The organism is Algiphilus aromaticivorans DG1253 (genome assembly GCF_000733765.1).
Lineage (GTDB): Bacteria > Pseudomonadota > Gammaproteobacteria > Nevskiales > Nevskiaceae > Algiphilus > Algiphilus aromaticivorans.
The window spans coordinates 1,883,715-1,901,937 of record NZ_JPOG01000001.1; the positions used below are offsets into that span (position 1 = coordinate 1,883,715).

17 protein-coding genes are annotated in these 18,223 nt (G+C 64.2%); 9 read left to right on the top strand and 8 right to left on the bottom strand.

Going from position 1 to position 18,223, the window contains the following annotated elements:
* Positions 1-150: 150 nt before the first annotated feature.
* The 5 genes from U743_RS08735 to U743_RS08755 all read right to left on the bottom strand — a co-directional run bounded on the left by U743_RS08735 (position 151) and on the right by U743_RS08755 (position 6,116).
* The gene (locus tag U743_RS08735) at positions 151-2,097 is read right to left on the bottom strand and encodes a DUF3732 domain-containing protein (RefSeq protein ID WP_043767358.1); all 1,947 of its coding nucleotides are present in this window, start codon (positions 2,095-2,097) and stop codon (positions 151-153) included.
* Complete coding sequence (locus tag U743_RS08740; protein ID WP_043767359.1) at positions 2,094-2,582, bottom strand: three component ABC system middle component; 489 nt, start codon at positions 2,580-2,582, stop codon at positions 2,094-2,096. Before U743_RS08740 ends, U743_RS08735 begins: the two co-directional genes overlap by 4 nt.
* The gene (locus tag U743_RS08745; RefSeq protein ID WP_043767361.1) at positions 2,579-3,802 is read right to left on the bottom strand and encodes an ABC-three component system protein; all 1,224 of its coding nucleotides are present in this window, start codon (positions 3,800-3,802) and stop codon (positions 2,579-2,581) included. The genes U743_RS08740 and U743_RS08745 overlap by 4 nt, the downstream gene beginning before the upstream one ends.
* 587 nt (positions 3,803-4,389) lie before the next feature.
* Positions 4,390-5,304, bottom strand: a complete 915-nt coding sequence (locus U743_RS08750; protein ID WP_043767363.1) for a crotonase/enoyl-CoA hydratase family protein — start codon at positions 5,302-5,304, stop codon at positions 4,390-4,392.
* A gap of 2 nt (positions 5,305-5,306) precedes the next feature.
* Complete coding sequence (locus tag U743_RS08755; RefSeq protein WP_043767365.1) at positions 5,307-6,116, bottom strand: crotonase/enoyl-CoA hydratase family protein; 810 nt, start codon at positions 6,114-6,116, stop codon at positions 5,307-5,309.
* 98 nt (positions 6,117-6,214) lie between these two features.
* On the opposite strand from U743_RS08755, the gene U743_RS08760 reads away from it, so the two are divergent.
* The 4 genes from U743_RS08760 (at position 6,215) to U743_RS08775 (ending at position 11,274) form a co-directional block, all read left to right on the top strand.
* Positions 6,215-7,897, top strand: a complete 1,683-nt coding sequence (locus tag U743_RS08760) for an acyl-CoA dehydrogenase family protein (protein WP_156966386.1) — start codon at positions 6,215-6,217, stop codon at positions 7,895-7,897.
* Complete coding sequence (locus tag U743_RS08765; protein WP_198021985.1) at positions 7,894-8,733, top strand: PaaX family transcriptional regulator C-terminal domain-containing protein; 840 nt, start codon at positions 7,894-7,896, stop codon at positions 8,731-8,733. The genes U743_RS08760 and U743_RS08765 overlap by 4 nt, the downstream gene beginning before the upstream one ends.
* A gap of 76 nt (positions 8,734-8,809) precedes the next feature.
* Entirely contained in the window at positions 8,810-10,624 is a 1,815-nt protein-coding gene (locus U743_RS08770) for an N-acyl-D-amino-acid deacylase family protein (protein WP_043767368.1), read from the top strand.
* Positions 10,621-11,274: a TetR/AcrR family transcriptional regulator gene (locus U743_RS08775; protein WP_052367778.1), complete on the top strand. Its 654-nt coding sequence runs from the start codon at positions 10,621-10,623 to the stop codon at positions 11,272-11,274. The genes U743_RS08770 and U743_RS08775 overlap by 4 nt, the downstream gene beginning before the upstream one ends.
* Positions 11,275-11,286: 12 nt before the next feature.
* Here U743_RS08775 and U743_RS08780 read toward each other — a convergent pair whose 3' ends face one another.
* On the bottom strand, positions 11,287-11,958 hold the full coding sequence (locus tag U743_RS08780) for a hypothetical protein (protein WP_043767369.1): 672 nt from the start codon (positions 11,956-11,958) through the stop codon (positions 11,287-11,289).
* A 155-nt stretch (positions 11,959-12,113) separates the two neighbouring features.
* Here U743_RS08780 and U743_RS08785 point away from each other — a divergent pair, with 155 nt between their 5' ends.
* Both U743_RS08785 and fdxA read left to right on the top strand, forming a co-directional pair.
* Complete coding sequence (locus U743_RS08785) at positions 12,114-12,695, top strand: NUDIX hydrolase (protein WP_043767371.1); 582 nt, start codon at positions 12,114-12,116, stop codon at positions 12,693-12,695.
* 64 nt (positions 12,696-12,759) lie between these two features.
* Positions 12,760-13,083, top strand: a complete 324-nt coding sequence (fdxA, locus tag U743_RS08790) for a ferredoxin FdxA (protein ID WP_043767373.1) — start codon at positions 12,760-12,762, stop codon at positions 13,081-13,083.
* Positions 13,084-13,138: 55 nt separating this feature from the next.
* Here fdxA and U743_RS08795 read toward each other — a convergent pair whose 3' ends face one another.
* Both U743_RS08795 and xerD read right to left on the bottom strand, forming a co-directional pair.
* Complete coding sequence (locus tag U743_RS08795; protein WP_052367780.1) at positions 13,139-13,966, bottom strand: DsbC family protein; 828 nt, start codon at positions 13,964-13,966, stop codon at positions 13,139-13,141.
* Positions 13,967-14,029: 63 nt separating this feature from the next.
* Positions 14,030-14,959, bottom strand: coding sequence for a site-specific tyrosine recombinase XerD (gene xerD / locus U743_RS08800; protein WP_084191449.1), 930 nt, complete (start codon positions 14,957-14,959; stop codon positions 14,030-14,032).
* A gap of 73 nt (positions 14,960-15,032) precedes the next feature.
* On the opposite strand from xerD, the gene U743_RS08805 reads away from it, so the two are divergent.
* From U743_RS08805 to zapE, 3 genes are read left to right on the top strand one after another with little or no spacing between them, the layout of a single operon-like run.
* Positions 15,033-15,782: a lysophospholipid acyltransferase family protein gene (locus U743_RS08805; protein ID WP_043767375.1), complete on the top strand. Its 750-nt coding sequence runs from the start codon at positions 15,033-15,035 to the stop codon at positions 15,780-15,782.
* A complete protein-coding gene (locus tag U743_RS08810) occupies positions 15,779-17,080 on the top strand; it encodes a D-arabinono-1,4-lactone oxidase (RefSeq protein ID WP_043767377.1) in 1,302 nt (433 codons plus the stop codon). The genes U743_RS08805 and U743_RS08810 overlap by 4 nt, the downstream gene beginning before the upstream one ends.
* Positions 17,077-18,186 carry a cell division protein ZapE gene (zapE, locus tag U743_RS08815; RefSeq protein ID WP_043767379.1) on the top strand — a complete coding sequence of 370 codons (1,110 nt, stop codon included), beginning with the start codon at positions 17,077-17,079 and terminating at the stop codon, positions 18,184-18,186. The genes U743_RS08810 and zapE overlap by 4 nt, the downstream gene beginning before the upstream one ends.
* Positions 18,187-18,223: the final 37 nt, after the last annotated feature.

Here is an 18,223-nt window from a genome sequence, read left to right on the forward strand (position 1 = left end):
AATACATCTCGGCCACCGGGGAGGAGCAGCTCAAGGATATTTACGAGGAGTGGGCTGCGCATTGTTAGTACCGGAGGCAGAACAATTCCGGGCCGTCGTGAAACGGTCATACGTAGCCGCATAGCGAAGAATGCTCCCCTGAATCGGGGGTTACTGCCCTTGCCAGTCTTCCGGGACCAGTGCCGGCGGTTTAGTCCATGGCTCTTCCACCAACGCCTCTTGGAACCAGGTCTCACCAAGATTCGCGTGTTCGGTGACGATCAACTGGAAGCCAGGAACATCCTCTTGGGTAAACTTGAGTAACAGTTCGAACAGTCGGCGCACAGCATTGAGGTCAGCGTCAGCTTCGGTCTTCTGCACTGAACCATCGGCGTCTTTGTAGACCTGCTCGGATGGAAAGTAGACCTGGGTCGGCTGGTCGATCAGCAGGAAACGCGGGATAGGGCGGTTTCCTTTTGCGGCAAAGAAATGTAGAGCGAGCAGCGCGGATAGATGATAAGCAAGATGATTCTCGCCACCGCCAGTTCTGCTCATCAGCATGGGACGTTCGGGACGATCAATAATGATCGTCAACTGCTGAAGATTGATCCGTGCAGGATACGAAGAGAACTCAGCGCCGAATTCCTGGATATACCGCGTCACATGAGCCGAGATGTTGTTGAGAATCGAAACCAATCGATCGCTACTCTCGTCAGCGCCAATCTTCTCCTCGAGCTGCCTTACCTTGTTGTCGAGGTGCTGATGCTCTGCTTCCAATCTGCCAAGCTCTTCATCCGGGAGTAGCCCTTCTAGGAACAGGCTGATACGACCAACCACGCGCGCGGCAGCATTGTTGCGCGCTCCCATCTTGGCGATGACGTCGTTCGCCGATATCGCAGCCGATAGCTCTCCCTCCTTTTTTTTGATCGTGTTCACTACCTCATCCACCCTGCCATGAAGCTCGGCAAGGTAGGCTTCGAGCTTCGGCCGTTGGCCGGTAGCGGTACGCAACTCCTTATCTAGGGATTCCAGCTCTCTGAGTAATACGGTAGCGACGGGCGTATCCAGCGCAAGGTTGCGCTCGCTAAACGGCCACTGCCACTCGCCCGTTTCCGGATTCCTCGGAAATGCTTTGATAGAAGCCAGCCGGTCCACCTGTTCGGCAGCCTCACTTTCATAGCCGCCCGCTCGCTTAGCGAACTGCCGTGCCGCATCTATCCGGGCTTGGACATCACGGCGCTCCTGACGTAGCTCCCTCAGCTCTTCTTCGAGACGCGAAATTCGGCTTCCATCGTCATCTGGCGCCGATTCGGGCGCCCATGACAACGCTGACCTCAATGCGTCGATAGTCCCTTCGCCATCAGGCTCAACATCAGAGGGCCCAATTACGCCCACGGTCCTGGCCTCTGAGTAGAGGCCGGCAGCCTTCGCATGAGACGTATCCCGTTCGTTTCGCGCCTGCGCGAGTTGTTTTCTCTTGATCCTTAAATCCCGCTGCACGGTACGTAGCTTTGCTTCTAGTTCATAGCGATCCTGGGAGGACACGCCAAGAAGAATCGGCAGTGTGTCGCGGATCGCTTGTGGTTGGAATTGCTCATTCTGCCGATAGAACAACTGATCCTTGTTCGCGACCAATCCCTGCTTTTGGAAGAGATAGTAGAACGTGTGCTTCACGTTGGCGGCGAAGCTATCGCGACTATTTGTGACCTCGACATCGGTGCGGTTCTCGGGGATACCCAGCATGCGCGACAACAGCTCGACAATGCTTTCGTCCTGTGTGTTGGTCTCCAACTCCTCAAATTTCGGCGGCTGCAACTTGGCACCCCGTCGCAGCATTGCTGTGCTGCAACTCGCGGCGCCACTAGACGGGGTTGGCTTCGCCACTAGCACTTGCTCCCCCTCAAATTGGTAAACGACCGCAAACCAAGCCACTTTCTCGCGGATCACACCTTCGGGCACATTAAAGGTGGAGCGCCCCATGCAGTATTCAATGATTTCGGAAAGGGCAGACTTCCCAGTCGAAGATCGACCTGTGATGATGTTGAGCCCATCAACATTGAAACGAAGGTCCCGACGCTGACCATCGTGGCTATATATATGGATTGAGCTAATCTTCACGGACGAACTCCGAAGGTCGTGTAAATGGTTGACCGGTCAGCGATTCGGGCGAACTCCTTTCCAAGAATGCGCGCAACCTTTTGGCAAGCGACGGTCTCGTCCGTACCTTTCACGGCCTTGCGCACCGTCTTCGGCACTGACTGGATACGGGCGTCATTCGATATGGCCACACAGCCCTTTTCCATCAGCAAGCCAAACCCTTCGAAAGCATAGGGCAGCATTTGTGTGACTCTATCGGCGAAGCCCACCATAAGTTGCTGATTCAATTCCGTGGTGCTGAGTAATCGGCTTCGCGAGTTTCTGGCGATCACGTCACGCGAGTCTTTGTAGAGGCACAGTGGCAGCAACAACAACGTCAGGGAGAAAGGCATGCCGCGGGCGTCTGCTTCCTCGTACCCGCGTATTCCACGGAACAGAATCAGGCCGCAAAAAGCCGGATTGAACAAGTTGCGAATCTCGAACGGGCGCTGATCCAACCGCTTCATGAAGCAGCCCCCAACACCTTGTCGATCCGGTCGAGGAACCTCGGATGCCAATAAACTCTGGGTTTTGGTGCGCCATCGGCAAGGATATGGAAATTGCCGCGAAGAACATACGGCTCGGTCACCCTCGCGCGAATGCGCATGGATTCCATATTCCCCGTCTCGAACTGGGCCCAGTTATAGAGAGCAGCACCAGCTTCGCGCAGAGCCTCCTCGGCGCTATCATCAGCTAGCACATCAAAGACGACATCTTTGTAGCGACTCCATTCGTCTACCAGACGGTCTTCGTATTCCTCGACCTCGCCAGTCACTAGTAAATTTTGCCGCGCCCAAGCAGATCTCTGCTCAAAGGCCCGATAGTAGTCCAGAATCGCGCTCCTAATACGTTTAGATGACAGGCCGATTTCGTGGAGCTGCCTGACAAAAAGACGCGGATCAGCATCAGTGTCGATCTCCTCAGCGGGCTCCGTCCCACGGAAGGTTATGGGGAGGTTTCCCGCTGTATATTCCTCAGCTAAGTTCGACAACTTGTCCGAGACTTCGTAGCCGGGAATCGCCTCACGCCTAGAGCCCGTCAATTGCTGAATCACCGTTTCAGTCCACCAGCCTTCTAGGCGCTCGAAGATAAGCTCACGATGTTCTCGCCGGATGCTGCGCATGTGCACGTCGCGGACGATCGACGGGATGTCACCAATTCGGGGGCTGCTATCAATAATCAGGATGCGTTCGAGAAAGTCCTGTTTTTCTGGATCGGGCAGCTCATTAAACGCTGTGGCAATCGACCCGATGGTCTGAGACCTTGACTTACTGAGTGCGGCATCAGCCAGCTCAGCCAGCGTATGAGTGTCGCCGGTGTCAACTGGATGGTCCGGGAGAAACCGGGCGAGAAACGAATCGCTGGATACCGCGCTCGTAGTGAACATAAAGAACCGCAGGTTCGAGGAAACCGCACCGTCGCGCTTGTAGCGTGACAACCAGATATTCACTGACTTCCAGAAGTCTGTCGAAAGGTCGGTCAGCCTATCGCCCTCCGCCTTGTGCTTGAGCGAGGCCAGAGCCTTTCCACCACTGCCGTCAACAAAATCTAGGTCGTCATCCTTTTCGAGGACGAGAGCGGTCTCCTCCGGCATTTGCAGCAAACGGAGCAGCGCGAGCCGCGCCTGGTAGATGTATCCCAGGCCCTGCTCGCTGGCTGAGTATCTATCGTTCACCGACTCTGTCATGTGCGGATAGCCGACTTCGGCCCCGGCCGCCTACGCCGCCCCTGACCTTCACGCATCTCCCCCTCCATTTCACTACTAGAACGACTGCCAGTGCCGCTAGCTAGTCGCCCATCACTCCCTTGAGTACGTAGCCTGCGCGCCTGGCGAACAGGCGTCAAAGCCTGGCACCTCCATCTATCCTGGCGCTCCCTGGAAATGCTGCCTCCTCTTCACCGCGCGGCCCTCTTTGGACTTTGACTACTCAACTAATCTCGCCGAGGCCCCGGTTGATCGAGCGCGCACTAGCAGCACCACACCACACGCATTGAGTGCGCCCTTCGGCACCACAACGAACGTTCGGGAGAAGCCCTATCGGTTGGGCCTGTATCGGCAGGTCAAGGCTAAACTGGGCATATTTAAGCGCTGAACTAGGGCATGGTCTTCAAAGCCCACCACCCAGCAGATGGGGGCATATTTGGGGGCATATTCAAATCGCGGATATATTTTTTTGTACACTTTTCAAGGCGTTAATAACCTTTTACTGTGGACGCCGCCTCCACCAGTTTCACGACGAAGCCCGCCTCGCGCGGGCTTCGTCGTGTCCGGCCTCAGCCCTTGAAGGTGGACATGCCGAAGTCGCCAAAGGGCTCGTCACGCTCGCGCACGGCCTGCTTGAAACCCGCCTCTGCAGCGCGCTGCTGGAAGGCATAGCCCTCCGGCGTGTGGCGGGTGATACCGTCAAAAACGGTGCCCAGCATCTGCGCCGTGTGCAGCCCCTGCTGCATGACGGATTGGTTGAGCAGAAGCTTCATCATGACGAGCTGGTTCACCGGCATGCGCGCGATACGCGCGAGCAGCGCCTCGAAGCGCTCGTCGAGCGCCTCAGCCGGCGCCGACTCAATCGCCAGCCCCCATTCGACCGCTTCCTTGCCGGAGAGGCAGTCCCCAGTAAAGAGCAGGCGCTTGGCTTTCTCCAGGCCGAGTCGGTGGAACCACATGGAGGTGGTCGGAGAGCCCCAGACGCGCGCCGGCGGGTAGCCGATCTTGGCGTCGTCGGCGATGACGAGCAAATCCGAGCACAGCGCCATATCGGTGCCACCCGCCACGCAGAAGCCATGGACCTTACAGACCACCGGCTTCTCGCTGTGAAACAGGCTCATGAAGCCTTTCACGTTGCGGCTCATCATGGCGTAGTCGGCTATCGGATCCCAGGTCTGGTCCGGGTCGTGGTTGTGCTGCTGCAGCTCGGGATCAAGCACCGTGCCTGCCGGACGCGCCGCGCTGTCGTCGCCGCCGGCCTGGCCCTCGGCCGACTCGACGAGGTCGTAGCCGCCGCAGAAGCCGCTGCCCCGTCCCGAGAGCGCAATGACATGCACACCGGTATCGAGATTGGCGCGCTCGACACAGGCCGCCAGCTCGCGCGGCAACTCCATGGTGATGCCGTTGCCGCGCTCGGGGCGATTCAGCGTGATACGCGCAACGCGGCCGTCGCGCTCGTAGGTCATCGTGGTCGGTTCAGTCATGCTCAGCTCTCCTGCTGCGGGTCGTCGAAAGCACCGTGGCGCCCCGTGCCGCTGCTGAAGCGGCCTGCTCCAGTGCGTGTTTCCCCTGACTGCAGCGTGACGAGCCCATGGCGGAACTCGTTGCTGATGGCAGCCTGCTCGTCCATGCCCCACTGCTCACGCGCGCTGGCCCGGTCGCCGCGCATGCATTGCTGTGGAAAGCCAGCGAGTTGCCGTGCCAGCTCGCGCGCTGCGCTCAGTGCCTCGCCTTCTGGCACCAGCCGATTGACCAGCCCCATGGTCTCGGCTTCGGTGGCCTCGACGGCGCGGCCGGTGAGAATCAGATCCATGGCGCGACTCGCGCCGATCAGGCGTGGCAGGCGCACGGTACCGCCATCGATCAGCGGAACACCGAAGCGCCGGCAGAAGACGCCGAACACGGCTGTGGTGTCGGCGACGCGCAGGTCGCACCAGCAGGCCAGCTCCAGGCCACCCGCCACACAGTAGCCGCTGATCGCGGCGATGACCGGCTTCGATAGCTGCATGCGCGACGGCCCCATCGGGCCATCGCCCTCGGCATCGATGCGATTGGCGCGTTGCGGATCGTCGCCCGCGACGGCCTTGAGGTCCGCTCCGGCGCAGAAGTGACCGCCCTCGCCGCTCAGGATAGCAACCGACAGCGCCTCGTCGGCCTCGAATGCGCGGAAGGCATCCGCCAGCCCCGCGGCAGTCGGCCCGTCAACGGCATTACGGCGCTCGGGCGCATCGATATAGACCTCCATGAGCGGCGGATCACGGAGGATGCGGACGGTATCAACGGCGTGCGAAGGCATGCGGAGAGCTCCCGGGTATCTGCAATAGATATTACATATATTGACGCTTTCCGCATACAGGAGTAATTTCCAGGTGAGCCATCACTATGGACCGCGCCATGAACAAGCCGCAGATTCCGCTAAACCCCGACGCCCTCGCCGCCACGCACGAGGTCACCAATCAGCCACCACCGCTGCAGGACTACAACGCCTTCGAGGGCGACACTGCGCTGGTCGAGGCGGTCAAGCGCGAGGGCGGCGCATGGGGCATCGAAGCGCTACGCGCCGACGGCGCACGCACCGGTAGTGAGGAAGTCATTTCCTGGGGCTACCGCGCCAACGCCTACAAGCCCGAGCTGCAAGCCTTCGACCGGCAGGGCCATCGCATCGACCAGGTCGCCTACCACGAGGATTACCACCGACTGATGGCGCACTCGCTGCAGGCGGGTATCCACAGCTCGCCGTGGGCGGACCCGAAGCCCGGGGCACACGTCGTGCGCTCGGCGCTGCAGTACATGCACTACCAGGTCGACGCCGGCCATCACTGCCCGGTCACCATGACCTTTGCCTGTGTGCCGGCCATCCGCACCACGCCCTCGGTGGCCGAGCAGTGGCTGCCCGGCATCCTCACCGCCGACTACGACCCGCGCGACATCCCGCACACCCAGAAGCGGGCGCTCACCGTCGGCATGGGCATGACCGAGAAGCAGGGCGGCTCCGATGTACGCATCAACACCACCAGCGCTCGGCCCGTCGGCAACGGCACCGGCCCGGGAGCAGTCTATGAACTGCTGGGCCACAAGTGGTTCACCTCGGCGCCCATGTGCGATGCCTTCCTGATGCTGGCGCAGACCGAGGGCGGACTGTCCTGTTTCCTGGTACCGCGCTGGCGCGAGGACGGCAGCAAGAACCCGATCCAGGTCCAGCGTCTGAAGAACAAGGCCGGCAACGTTTCCAACGCCTCCTCGGAAATCGAGCTGCGCGGCGCACAGGGCCGGATGCTTGGCGAAGAAGGCCGCGGCGTGCCCACCATCATCGAGATGGTGGCGATGACCCGCTACGACTGCATGGTCGGCTCGACGGCGAGCATGCGCCAGGCCACCGCCCAGGCAATCCACCACTGTGCACACCGCGAGGCCTTCGGCAAACGCCTGATCGAGCAGCCCGCAATGGCCAACGTGCTGGCCGATCTGCAGCTGGAAGTCGAGGGCGCACTTGCGCTCACCATGCGCATGGGGCGCGCGCTGGACAACCCGGACGACGAGCACGAGAAGCTGCTGCTGCGTCTCGGCCTGCCCACCGGCAAGTACTGGATCTGCAAGCGCAACCCGAACCACACCTACGAAGCCATGGAGTGCATCGGCGGCAACGGCGTCATGGATGACTTCATCATGGCGCGCCTCTACCGCGACGCCCCCATCAACGCCATCTGGGAAGGCTCCGGCAATGTCCAGGCCCTGGATCTGCTACGCGCCATGAGCAAGTCGCCCGCCGCACTGGAGGTCTTCCTCGGCGAACTGGAGGCGGCACGTGGCATGCACGACCACTTTGACGCCGCCCTCGACCACCTGCACGCAGCGCTTTCCGACCAGGAGGCGCTGGAGCACCGCGCCCGCGATCTTGCCGAGCGCATGGCGCTGTGCATGCAGGCCTCCCTGTTGCTGCGCCACGGCAATGCACGCGTCGCGGAAGCCTTCACCGCCTCCCGGCTGGGGCCGGAGCACACCCACAACTACGGCGTGCTACCGCGCGGCCTGGACCTCGAGACCATCATCGCACGCGGCAACCCGCTGAAGCCGTGAGCGACGGCAGCGGGCCGGCGGCTCCCACGGACCGCCGGCCCAGCACGAAGCGGCTGCTGCTGGATCTGCTGCTGGCGATGGATCCCGAGCCGCTGCCGGCGCGCGACGCCGTGGCAGCCTGTTCCATCTTCGGCATCGGTGAGTCCAGCGCGCGCGTCACACTGACCCGGCTGTCGGCCGCCGGCCTGATCGACAACGCCGAGCGCGGCAGCTATCGCCTCAGCCCTCCCGCGCATCAGCTGGCCGAGGAGGTCGCCACCTGGCGGCGCATCGAGCAACGCCTGCGTTCCTGGCCGGGGGACTTCGTCGTCATTCACACAACCGCCCTCGGCCGCAGCGATCGCCCAGCCCTGCGCCGTCGAGAGCGCGCCATGGCCATGCTCGGCTTTCGCGAGTACCGCCGCGGCCTGCATCTGCGCCCCAACAATATCGAGACCGATGTCGCTACCATCCGCCGCCGCCTGCACACCTTGGGGCTGGAGGCGGAAGCTCCCGTGTTCGTCGCCAGTGACTTCGGCGAAGCCGTCGCCGAGCGACTGCCGGCGCTCTGGGAAACCGGGAAACTGGACCGCAACTATCGCCATATCACCGCGCGGCTGGAATCCTGGATGGCGCAGCATGAAGCGCTGAGCCTAGAGGCGGCGGCGCGCGAATCCTTCCTGCTCGGCGGCGAGGCCATCCGCCAACTCGTCTTCGACCCCCTGCTCCCCGAGCCCATGGTCGACGCCGACGCGCGGCGCGCACTGCTGCAGGCAACGCTGCGCTTCGACGCCCTCGGCCAGCGCATCTGGCGGCGCCTCTACGCGCGCAACGACGACACCAACCACGCTACCTGACATATCGCCTTTCGCGAGTTGCGTCGTAGCGCGCCATGATAGATAGTGATTGCTATATAAATTGCAGGAGACACTCATGGCCGATGCGCGCTACGACATCGTCATCAAGAACGGCACAGTCTTCGATGGCCGCGGCAACCCGGGGCGGCGCCTGAATGTCGGCATCCGCGACGGCGAAGTCGTCACGCTCACCGAACTGCCGCTGAGCGAGGCCGGTGCCGAGGTCATCGACGCACAGGATCAATGGGTCATGCCCGGCATGCTGGACATGCACACCCACTACGACGCCGAGCTGGTGGCTGCGCCGGCACTGCGCGAGTCCGTCAAGCACGGCGTGACCACGGTCGCCGTCGGCTCCTGCTCGATCTCGATGATTCTCTCCGAGCCGGAGGATTGCTCGGACCTGTTCACGCGCGTCGAGAGCGTGCCGCGCGAGAAGGTCCTGCCCTTGCTGCAGCAGGCCAAGACCTGGGACAGCGCCGCGGGCTACGTCGACTTCCTCAAGCGCCATCCCCTCGGCCCCAATGTCGCCGCCTTCCTCGGGCATTCGGATCTGCGCGTGCGCACCATGGGCCTGTCGCGCTCCGTTCAGCCCGGACTACGGCCGGAGCCTGCCGAGATGAAGGCCATGGAAGGCCATCTGGAGGAAGCTCTGGACGCCGGCATGATGGGGCTGTCCGGCATGACCAACCCCTGGGACAAGCTCGACGGCGATCGCGAGCGCTCGGCCTCGCTGCCCTCCAGCTACGCGCCCTGGTGGGAGCTACGCCGTCTGAATCGCATCCTGCGCCGGCGCGACAAGGTGCTGCAATCCGCGCCCAATCTCGTCACCAAGTACAACGCGCTGCTCTTCGGAATCACCTCGGCGGGCTGGTTCTTCCGGAAAAAGCTGAAGACCACGCTCATCACGCTGATGGCCGTCAAGGGGCAGGAATCGTTGCCGCGGCTAGCGGGTTTCCTCGCCAACTTCTTCAACCGCTTCTTCCGCGCCGATTTTCGCTGGGAGTCTCTGCCCACGCAGTTCGAAGTCTTCTCCGACGGCATCGATCTCGTCATCTTCGAGGAATTCGGCGCCGGCGAGGCCGTGCTGCATCTGGTCGATGAGCTGCAGCGCAACGAGCTGATGCGCGATCCGGAATACCGCAAGCGCTTCCGCAAGGACTACGAGAAGCGCTTCGGCGCCCGCGTCTGGCACCGCGATCTGGGCGATACCAACATCGTCGAGGCGCCGGACGCATCGCTGGTCGGCAAGAGCTTCGCCGATGTGGCCGCCGAACGCGGCGTGCACGAAGTCGACGCCTTTCTCGATCTCGTCGTCGAGCACGGCCGCAAGCTGCGCTGGCACACCGTCATTGGCAACTACCGACCCGAGCAGGTGCGCTACATCGTCAACCAGCCCTGCACCCTGCTCGCCTTCAACGATTCCGGCGCGCACATCCGCAACATGGCCTTCTACAACTCGCAGCTGCGCTTTCTCAAGCAGGTGCGCGACAGCGCAGCGGCCGGCGACCCGGTCATGCCGCTGGAGAAGGCCATCTGGAAGCTCAGCGGCGAACTCGCCGACTGGTTCGACCTCGACGCCGGCCATCTGGAGGCCGGCGCGCGCGCCGACATCGCCGTGATCAACCCCGAAGGTCTCGGCGAGCAGCTCAGCGAGTTCGGCGAGGCCGACATCGAGAATCTCGATCTCAAGCGCTTGGTGAACCGCAGCGACCACGCCGTCACCGCCACCATCATCAACGGCCGCGCGGCCTTTCGCCAGGGCCGCTTCGCGCCCGAACTCGGTCAGCAAATCGGCTTCGGCACCTTCCTGCCGGCCGGCGCCCGCGGCGTGCGCGCCGCCACCCCCGCGACTCCGGCGGAACAGGCTCCCGACGCCGCCCGCGCATGAGCGCCGCGGTAGCCGCCCCCTCTCGGACGCAGGCCGAGCGGCGTGCAGCCACGCGCCGCCGCCTGCTCGATGCCGCCGCCGAGGTACTGGTCGCCCAGGGTTATGCACGCGCTTCGGTGCAGGCCATCGTGTCTCAGGCGGGACTCTCGCAGGGGGCGCTTTTCGGGCATTTCGACACGCGGCTGGATCTCATGCGCGCGGTCGCGGATGACGTCGGCGACCGGCTGATCAGCGCCTATGGCGAAGCATTTCGGCAGGCCGGCACGACCGGTCACGAAGACTGGCTGCGCGCGGCGCTGGAGCTGGTGCGCAGCAACTGCCGCTCGCGCCTGCATCAGGCCTGGTTCGAGCTGCTCATGGCCGCGCGCAGCGACCTGAATCTGCACGTCGCGCTGGCTCCGGCGTGGAGCCGCCACATGTCGCGCGTTCAGCGCATTGCTGCACAGCTCATGCCGGCGGCCGCCACGCGCATGGGCGCCGATTTCGAAGTCTCGGTGGATGCCGCGGTCACGATGCTGCACGGCGAAGCCGTGGACAACTTCGTACGCGCCGATGCAGCGGCGGACGAAGCGCGCATGCGCTGGCTCTGCGAGAGCCTGCGCATGCGGCTCGAAGCAGCTCCGGCCGCCCCGCGGGCGACCGGAGCCTAGATCAAAACCGGATCAGAAGTCCCAGCGCAGGCCGGCGTTGTAGCCGTAGGTCCGCAGCTCGCTGCTCTGGTGATAGACCTGCCCGCCGAGACTCAGGCGGATATCGGGCGCATTGGGCATCAGCAAGCGGAGCGGAAGCATGATGTTGCCGCCAAAGGTAATGCTGTCATACGAAGAATCGACTGTTCTCACGGAATCAGCATTTCCGTCATCAGTGGTATCGGCAGGGAAGCCCTTGCTGTATTCAGTGCGCGCATAGCCCACAGGAAACGACAGCTCAAACATGTCGAAAACCACCGCGTGCGGCACCACGAACAAGCCGTAGTAGAGATCCGTCTCAATATCGTTAGAGACCTGCGCGTTCGCTTCTTCCAGCGGCACATCCAGCTCGCCGGAATAGTCGCCGTCGCGCACACCCGCTCCAATATGAGCCTCGAAGGTCAGGAAGGAGCCACGCCCGACGAAGTTCTCAGGACGCACACCAAGCTTGACGTTGACGAAGTCACTCTTGAAATCTTCGTTGCTGAGCGCTGCGGAATCCGTCTCCGAGAAGGAGACATTGGTGTTGGCGTAATCCGCCGCCACGGTGTACTTAACGCTGCGGTCTTCGCCGAACAGGCCGGCCATCGCGACCGTAGGTGCGCTGCATGCGCAGGCGATGATGACAACGGCTGTTTTTTTCATGGACTCCCCACTCCCGGTACTTGTAGTGAATTCGCGCCGACAGCTTGCCCCCGCCAGCGGCGTTGCGGGGATCATGTCCGATCGGGCACGCCGATGTCCAGCCTTTGCTAGGCTCAATTTATGGCTTTCACCTTCCCGCTACCGGTGCGTCCGGCATGAAGTACTGCTCGGACTGCGCCGCGCCGCTACGCGTAGAGGTTCCGGCCGGCGACAACATGCCGCGCAAGGTCTGCTCGAGCTGCGGCGCCATTCATTACCGCAATCCGCGCGTGATCGTCGGAGCGATCTGCGAGTACGAAGGGCAGCTCCTGCTCTGCCGGCGCGATATCGAGCCCCGGCGCGGCTTCTGGACCTTTCCAGCGGGTTTTCTGGAAGTGGGCGAAACGACCGCAGAGGGCGCGGCACGCGAGACCTTCGAGGAGTCCGGCGCCAAGGTGGAAATCGAGGACCTCTGCGCCATCATCAACGTGCCCTATATCGCGCAGGTCTACATGAGCTACCGCGCGCGTATGACCAATCCCCACCACCACATCACGCCGGAAAGCTCCGAGACCTGCCTCATTGCCCCCGAGGACATTCCCTGGGACTATCTCGCTTTCCCGACGATCTGGCACAGCCTGAAGTTCTGGATGGCCGACCGCGCAGCCGGTACGCGAAGCTTCCACACCCTCGACCTCACTACGCGACCACGCGAACCGATCGCGCGGGAACGCAGCGCCGACGTAGCTGACGAATGACAAGGGTATCGGCGCCCGGATCGTTATACTTCTCAGCTGTCACACGAGCGCGCGGAAAACGCACATGACCTTCGTCGTCACCGAAAACTGCATCAAGTGCAAGTACACCGACTGCGTGGAAGTCTGCCCGGTGGATTGCTTCCATGAGGGCCCGAACTTTCTCGTCATCGACCCCGAGGAGTGCATCGACTGCACCCTCTGCGAGCCCGAGTGCCCGGTGAACGCCATCTACGCCGAGGACGACCTGCCCGAAGAGCAGGCGCACTTCCTCGAGCTCAATACCGAGCTGTCGAAGGAATGGCCCGTCATCACCGAGCAGAAGGACCCGCCGCCCGACGCGGCCGAGTGGGAGGACAAGCCCGACAAGCTCGAGCTACTGGAACGCTGAGGCACCCACCCGCCGCCCGTAGCGGCGGCGGGCGGGAGTTGCTCCCGGCCTTGGCTTACTGCGCCGCCGCGAGCGGATCCTGTTCCGGCTCGGAGTCCAGACGCGCGGCCAGCCGGTCGGCCGGCACGTAGCCCTGCACCACCTCGCCGTTGGGCAGCACCATCATCGGCGTACCGCGCAGGCCCAGCTGCCTGCCAACGAGCAGATGCTGGTCGACCGGGTGGTCACAGCTCCTGGTGCCCGGATCCTTGCCCTGCTTGGCGCGCGTCAGCGCCTCCTTACGGTCCTCACTGCACCAGGTGGCGACGGCCTTTCGGTAGGAAGCGCTGTTCTGGCCGCTGCGCGGATAGAGCAGGTAGCGGATACCGATGCCGGCATCGAGATACTGGTCGATCTCGGAATGCAGCTTGCGGCAATAGCCGCAATCGATGTCTGTGAATACGGTCACCATGTGCTTGGTATCGTCGCCACCGAAAGTGATGGAACGCTCCGCAGCATCGTCCAGCACCTTCTTGCGCGCCCCGCGGCGCCGCTCCTCGGTGATCTGCCGGCCGGTGGCTAGGTCGATGAGGTCGCCTTCCAGCAGGTAGCGCCCGTCGGCAGTGACGTAACCCATTGCCATGCCGCGCGAAAGCTCGTAGAGGCCGTCGACCGGGGTTTCACGCAATTCGCTTTCAGCCAGATTCGGAACACGTTTGGCGAGCTTCTCGCGCAGCGCCGACATCTCAGGGCTATCCGGCGCCTTCCGCTGCGTCGACTCGGCGGCCTGAGCCCCGGCTTCGCTGCTATCGGCGGGCTGACCGTCGGCGTCGGATTCGGCGGCGCTGCAGGCCGAAACAAAGACGACGGCAGCAGCAGCGAGGGAGATCAGATAGGCGGGCATGAATATTTCCACTAAGGCGATGTTGGGAGGGATACGACTTGGACGTCGCACGCGCGACGACGTTCAGCCGCGCGGATGATGCTCGGCGTGCAGGCGCTTCAGACGCGCCCGTGCGACATGCGTGTAAATCTGGGTGGTGTCGAGATTACTGTGCCCAAGCAGCATCTGCACAGCGCGCAGGTCGGCCCCGTGGTCGAGCAAGTGGGTCGCGAAGGCGTGGCGCAGGCTGTGCGGCGACAGCTTGCCGCTGATGCCCGCCGCCGTGGCGTGTAGACGAATACGCTGCCAGGCATTCTGCCGGCTCATGGCGTGCCCGCGCCGCGACAGCAACAGGGCCTCGTCCGGGCGCGGGCCGGCGAGCATCGGACGCGCTTCGCGCAGGTACCGGGCCAACCAGTAGGCCGCCTCATCGCCCACCGGCACAAGGCGCTCGCGCCGTCCCTTGCCCATCACCTGCACTAGGCCTTGCTGCGCCGAGTAGGCGTGCAACGGCAGACCGACCGATTCGCTGACACGCAAGCCGGTCGCGTACATCAGCTCCAGCCAGGCGCGGTCGCGGAGCCCGACCGGATCATCGATATCAGGCGCGGCCAGCAAGGCCTCGACCTGGCCCGCGCTCAGAGTCGCCGGCAGAGCACGCGGCAGATGCGGGCTCTTAAGCCGCGCGGCCGGGTCATCACTCCGGCGACCACTGCGCAGCAGCCAAGCATAGAAGCGCCGCAGTGCGCTCTGCGCGCGCGCCTGCGAGCGCGCTCCGAAACCGCCGCTCGCGCTGCGCGCGGCCAGATAATCGCGCAAATCGGACAATCGCGCCTCGCCGAGGCAAACGTCGCTCGCCGAAAGCCAGCGCGCCGCCGCGCGTAAATCGGTCGCATAGGCCGCGCGCGAGGCGCGCGCCAGGCCATCTTCCAGCCAGAGCGCCTCGTCGAAGGCAGCCAGTAGCGCCTCATCCGTGGCGTCGATGCCCTTTGCGGTATTCGCCTTCTCCGTCATCGGGCGCTGCGATCTCGGATCATTGTGTAATGTTACGCGCCATGTTCAGAGACACCCCACAGGCGACGCGGCGATGAGCGCCCCGCAACCGCTTCAGCGCGCCCTAGGCGCGCTCTACGGTGGCTGGTGCGCGCTCATATTCGGCCTTCTCATATTCGGCCTTCTCAGCGCCTGCGTACTGCTTGCGCCCGGCGTGCAACGTCGGCGCCGCGTTGCCGGATTGGTCATCCGCGCCACCCTGTGGCTTTGCGCCTCGCCGCTACGGGTGGAAGGCGTCATGCCCGCAACGAAGCCGGTCATGGTGGTTGCGAATCACGCCAGCTATCTCGACGGCCTGGTGCTCACCGCCGCGCTGGGGCCGGAGGTCAGCTATGTCGTCAAGGACGATGCCAGCAGCTGGCCGCTGGTCGGGCGCGTACTGCAACGCCTCGGCGTCGTCTTCATCGCCCGCGATGAAGTCCAGATGAGCGCGCGGCAAACACGCACTCTTCTCAAGCGCATGCGCGCTGGCGACTCGCTCGGCATCTTTCCGGAAGGGACCTTCCGCGCCGAGCCCGGCCTGCTCCCCTTCAAGCTGGGTGCCTTCATGCTGGCCGCGCGCACGGGCACAATTATCGTGCCGGTAGCGATCCGCGGCTCCCGCGAATTCTACGGTCACGATGCACGGCTGCCGACGCGCAGCCCGATCACGGTCGCCATCCTGCCACCGGAGCCCTGCGACGGCATCTCCGCCGAGGCGCTGGCCAAGCGTGTGCGCCGACGGATGCAGCAGGCGCTCCCCGAAGAACACCCGTCCGTCGCCGGGGAAGAGGTGGCAGCATGAAACCGCTCCGACTGGTGCGACGCGGCATCGCGCGCCGGCGCGCCGGTGGTGGTGAGCACGCGCCGCGCTTCATCACCACGCCCGCCGTGCTGGAGCAGATCCAGCGCGAGGTGGCCTACGCGGCAGAAACCGGCAGTCACCTGCGAGTGGCGGGCCGCGGACATACACGAGCACCGATGTGTCGCTGCGACGACGGCTTGCTGCAGCTATCGCGCTTCACCGGCCTGGAGGAAGTCGATGCGGTGCACGGCATCGTCTGGGTCCGTGCCGGCACACGCATGGCACAGCTGGCACGCGAGCTGGCCGGCTACGGAATGATGCTGCCGACCCTGGGCTGGCCGGGGAACGAGAGTATCGGTGGGGCCGTCTCCATCGGCAGCTACGGCCTCGGCACCGGCGACAATCGCCACGCCTGCCCCGTTGTCGGGCTACGCATGATCGGCGCCGACGGCGCGCTTTTCTCCATCGGCGCACAGGAGGCACGGCTGCCGGTGGCGCGCGTCAGCCTCGGCACCCTGGGCGTGCTGACCCACGTCGGCCTGCGCTGCGTACCGGCGACGCACATGCGCGCGCGCGTCGCACGCGGCTCACTTTCCGCGGCACTGAAGCGCGTCGAAGCCACCCGCGCGCACGACTACGTCGAGTGGTACTGGCACGCCCACGGCGACGACATTCGCATCCGCACCATCGATCGTCGGCCGCGCCGCCCACCCTCGCAGCGCGGCCGACCACTGGATTCCGGCGCCGCACGCCTGCGCAGCGCCGCGCTGCGGCTGGCCGACGCCCTGCCACAGGTGAGCCGTCGCCTGCCCAGGCGCCTGATTCCCGAGCGCGCCCGCGTGCCGAAGGATGTGGATGCCGCCTACAGTTGGCAGCTCTTCGCCGATTCCAGTCTCGGCAGCCTGGGCTACGCCCTGCCGGTAAGCGAGCTCGGCGATGTGCTGGAATCGCTGGGCGGCGTCATGCGCGCGCTGGACCCGCGCGACCGGGTTCTGCTGCGGGTGCGCTACATCTGTGCCGACGATGGCGCGCTGTCGCCGGCCTACGGGCAGGAAACCGCTGTCGTGCACCTCACGGCCGCCGAAGGCGCCCGCGAACACGCCGAGGCCGCAGGTGAGATCTTCGACCGCGCCGGCGCCCGTCCACTGTGGAGCATGCCGGTAGAGCATCACGCCGCAGACCTCGCCGCGCGCTTCCCGCTCTGGGAGGATTTCGCGACGCTACGCGCCGATCTGGACCCGCGCGGGCTCTTCCTCAACGATTATCTCGCCGGACTGTTCGGCGTATCGGAGCCATGAGCGGCAGCAAAAGCAAGGACAGCCCGCTTCGACGCTACGAGCAGGCCCTGGCGACTGGGCAGCTGCAGGCCGACCCCGGCCAGGAGAAGGCCGTGCAGGCCTTCGAGCGCATCCACCGCGAACTGGCGGGAAGCCCGGCGCCGCGACGCAAGCTCTTCAACCGCGGGCGCGGTAGCTGGCCGCCGGTACAGGGGCTTTACCTCTGGGGTGGCGTCGGCCGCGGCAAGACCATGCTGATGGACAGCTTTCATGCCAGCCTGCCGATCAGCGAGGTGCGGCGCACGCATTTCCATCGATTCATGCTGGAGGTACACGCGCGCCGGCGCGGCTATCTCGACGAACAGGACCCGGTCGCGCTCATCGCCGAGGAGCTGGCGCGCGAGCTGCGCGTGCTCTGCTTCGACGAGTTCTTTGTCTCGGACATCGCCGACGCCATGATCCTGGCGCGACTGACCGAAGTGCTGTTCCGGCAGGGCGTCACGCTGGTGGCCACCAGCAACGTCGCGCCCGACGATCTCTATCGCGATGGCCTGCAGCGCGAGCGCTTCCTGCCCGCCATCGATCGCATCAAGCAGCACTGCGCAGTCATGGAGCTGGACAGCCCCAACGACTTCCGTCTGCGCACCCTGGAAGGTGCTCCGCTGTACCTGCACCCCTGCGACGAAACGGCGATGCAATCGCTGGCCGCCGAGTTCACTGCGCTGGCTCCCGGCCAGATCACGGCCGAACCAGTCACGCTGGAGATCAACGGCCGCCGCGTCGAGGCTCTGGGCGCGGTCGACGACGTCGCCTGGTTCGCCTTCGCCGAACTCTGCCAGAGCGCGCGAGCGGCCTCGGACTACATAGCGCTGGCGCGCGAGTACCAGACCGTACTGCTATCCGGCGTGCCGCAGCTCGACCGCTCGCTGGAGGACAGCGCCCGGCGCTTCCTGCATCTGGTCGACGAGTTCTACGACCGCAACGTCAAGCTGGTCATCGCCGCGGATGCGCCACTGGATGCGCTGTACACCGGCGACAAGCTGCGCTTCGAATTCCAGCGCACGGTTTCGCGACTGACAGAGATGCAGTCGCACGACTATCTGGCGCGCGCGCACCGCCCGGTCTAAGCGCCGGCGCTCTGTCCCGCCGGCAAGGGGCGCGCGG